This is a genomic window from Synechococcus sp. PCC 7336, from assembly GCF_000332275.1.
In the GTDB taxonomy this organism is placed as follows: Bacteria; Cyanobacteriota; Cyanobacteriia; order Thermostichales; family PCC-7336; genus PCC-7336.
Map to the genome: position 1 here is coordinate 1,156,002 of NZ_CM001776.1, position 2,552 is coordinate 1,158,553.

At 50.3% G+C, this 2,552-nt stretch carries 4 protein-coding genes; 1 reads left to right on the forward strand and 3 read right to left on the reverse strand.

Annotated features, from left to right (window positions below; translation table 11 throughout):
* Positions 1-323: helix-turn-helix domain-containing protein (locus tag SYN7336_RS24600; RefSeq protein ID WP_017324958.1), on the forward strand; the 323-nt coding region annotated here is incomplete at its 5' end.
* A gap of 497 nt (positions 324-820) precedes the next feature.
* Here SYN7336_RS24600 and SYN7336_RS30580 read toward each other — a convergent pair.
* The 3 genes from SYN7336_RS30580 to xerC form a co-directional block, all read right to left on the reverse strand.
* A complete protein-coding gene (locus SYN7336_RS30580) occupies positions 821-1,036 on the reverse strand; it encodes a hypothetical protein (RefSeq protein ID WP_156820040.1) in 216 nt (71 codons plus the stop codon).
* A 5-nt stretch (positions 1,037-1,041) separates the two neighbouring features.
* A complete protein-coding gene (locus SYN7336_RS31435) occupies positions 1,042-1,479 on the reverse strand; it encodes a hypothetical protein (RefSeq protein ID WP_162139140.1) in 438 nt (145 codons plus the stop codon).
* Between the two features lie 112 nt (positions 1,480-1,591).
* Positions 1,592-2,552, reverse strand: a 961-nt coding sequence (gene xerC, locus SYN7336_RS24605) for a site-specific tyrosine recombinase XerC (RefSeq protein WP_017324961.1), incomplete at its 5' end; no start/stop codon positions are given.

Consider the following 2,552-nt stretch of genomic DNA (forward strand, 5'->3'; position numbering starts at 1 on the left):
CACAGCAGCAATTGGCTGACGCTGTAGAATTGCACGTCAACCAGATCAAGAACTACGAGTCTGGGTCTGGGCAGCCGACCCTAAGCTCTCTAGTGAAGCTGGCGAAGACTTTGCACATCAGTTTGGACGATCTAGTGTTCGAAGGCGACGAGCGCGGACCAGATGAGCAGCTAAAACTCCAATTTGAGGCGATTCGGGATTTTGACGAAGAGGATAAAGCTCTGGCGAAGGGGCTTTTAGAAGGGTTAATCCTAAGACATGCGGCTAAACAATCTATGTTGAGACAGGCAGCTAGTCAGCGGGAGTTAGCAAGCCAAAGTTAGCCGGAAAATTAATGTTTGACCTCGAAGGTGAGGGCAGGTTTACCTGCTCTTACCTTTGAGGAGCAAAGAAATCTCAATGAGTCGCGCCTTATGGTTTTATCCCCGCGCCAAGCAGCTACGGCGGGTGGGTGGGTGCGTTGCCCCCGCTTCGTTGATGGCACTGTTGGGCATTAGCGGGGTTGCGCGGGGGCGGCTTGGCGCGAATTGGGAGGCGCGATTAGCGCGGGTGGGGGGACTAGCATTGCCGTTGCACGACCGTGCGCTTGATCACCGGCGATGCGGAACAGGCGGAGCAAAGCGACTTCATTACCGTATCAGCCTCGGGGCACAGAAAGTTTACAATAACGATATTGAGAAGTGCCTGTTACGAATGATACTGAAATAAGACCAGCTCAGAGGCTGAACCCCTTGGAAATGCATGGCTATCGATGCCAGATTACTCCTTAACTCAGTGCCATTCGTGCCTGTTACACCTAAGTCGTTTCAATCATTCGAGATCACTCATAGCCAAGGAAAATATTTATAGATGGATCTGGGGTGTCAACTGGGATCTCTTCTGACAATTTTTTGTGTTGATTTGGAGAAATCAAATCCCACTCTAGAAGAGCTGCAAGATATCCTTGCCAGCAGCAAGCATGCCTATCGTTATAAATATTATGCTTTCTCGCTTTCTTTAATCTCGATCTAATTTCCTGTATATCTTGTTCATTCATGTTGATTATTTCCTTGGAACAACTACTTCAAAATTAGGACCTTCAACAGTAATTGACTGAATTCTTCCTCCTAGCCTGTTATCTGCTCCGAAAGCACGGCGAACTCCTCTTTCGGCTATTTCCTGCGTTATACCAGGTTGATTGGTTGCATCTACAAAAATATTCGCAGCCTGACCTCGTCCATCCATCACACGACTTGCTATAGCTCCAGAGATTCCATCTGAAGTTGTATCCTGTACACCAGAAATAGTTTTTAGTTCAACAATAGTTCCATCAATATCAAAGTCAGGAGTTCGATTCTCACCTCGTGGAATACTATTAATTTGTCTTCCTCTCGCTACTTGCCTATCAACAAATGTTCTTTCAGCACTAGTCAGATCATCAAGGTCACCAATGAATCTACCAGGACCACTATTTGGGCCAATAATTGAGTCAGAGACGATTCACTTTTTAGATGTGATTTTCTCCGATAAATACTGGGTTTGAGCGGCTAAGGAAAAAGACGGTGATGATTGTTATTTGAGCAAGCCCCCCGAGGCAAGATTTGAATCAATTCTACTGCTCGTCCAACTGTTCGGCGGCTAAGGTGGCGAATAACTCATCGGCTGTGGCGGGTGTCTCTTCAGTCTGTCCATCCCAATCGACGGAGAGCGAGCGCTCGGAGCGAGCCGGGTGAGTGAGGGTATGAACCTGCTTGAGCTTCTTAATCGAGACCTGGGTGTAAATCTGAGTGGTATCGAGACTGACGTGACCCAGCATCGCCTGAATGTGACGGATATCGGCCCCATTCTCGTGCATGAGCGTCGCCATCGTGTGACGGAACAAATGACAACTCCCCGTCTTGCCCAGCTCAGCCTTATCGACATAGGAGCGAACCAACTGAGTCAAGCGGTTGGGGGTCAGCGGCTCCCCCAGATGAGACAGAAACAAACGGCCATCCTCATGACCGCAACAGAGATGGGGCCGCACATCAGCCAGATATTTCTCTATCCAAGCTACGGCCCGAGCGCCAATGGGAATCATGCGGTCCTTGCGTCCTTTCCCCTGACGCACCATCAAAGTACCCCGCTCGCCATCGAGGTCTTCGAGCGCTAAGTGAATCATCTCCAGGCGGCGAATACCCGTGCTGTAGAACGTTTCTAGCATGGCTCGGTCTCGCAAGCCTATCGCCTGGTTGACATCCGGCTGGCTGAGAACTTGTTCGGCTTCCTTCTGAGACAGAATGGCCTTGGGTAGTCGGGTCTCGAGCTTGGGCAACTCTATCTCGCTGGCGGGATTGTAGAGAATGTGATTCTGTCGCGAGAGCCACTTAAACCAGGCTCGCACGGCCACCAGATAGTTGTGTTGAGAGCGGAAGGAAAGGGGTTTGCCGTTGGGTTGACGGTAGTGATAGAGAAAGCGCTGATAGCGCTCCAGAATGGGCTTAGTGATCTCGGGAGGCCGCAAGAGGGAGCGCTGAGCGGACCAATTGATGAAATGAGCCAGATAGAAACGGCGGGCGGTGATGGTGCGGGGG

What these genes read in the sequence shown, in the direction of transcription:
- SYN7336_RS30580 (WP_156820040.1), bottom strand. Translation starts at nt 1,036, where the DNA reads ATGAATGAACAAGATATACAGGAAATTAGATCGAGATTAAAGAAAGCG.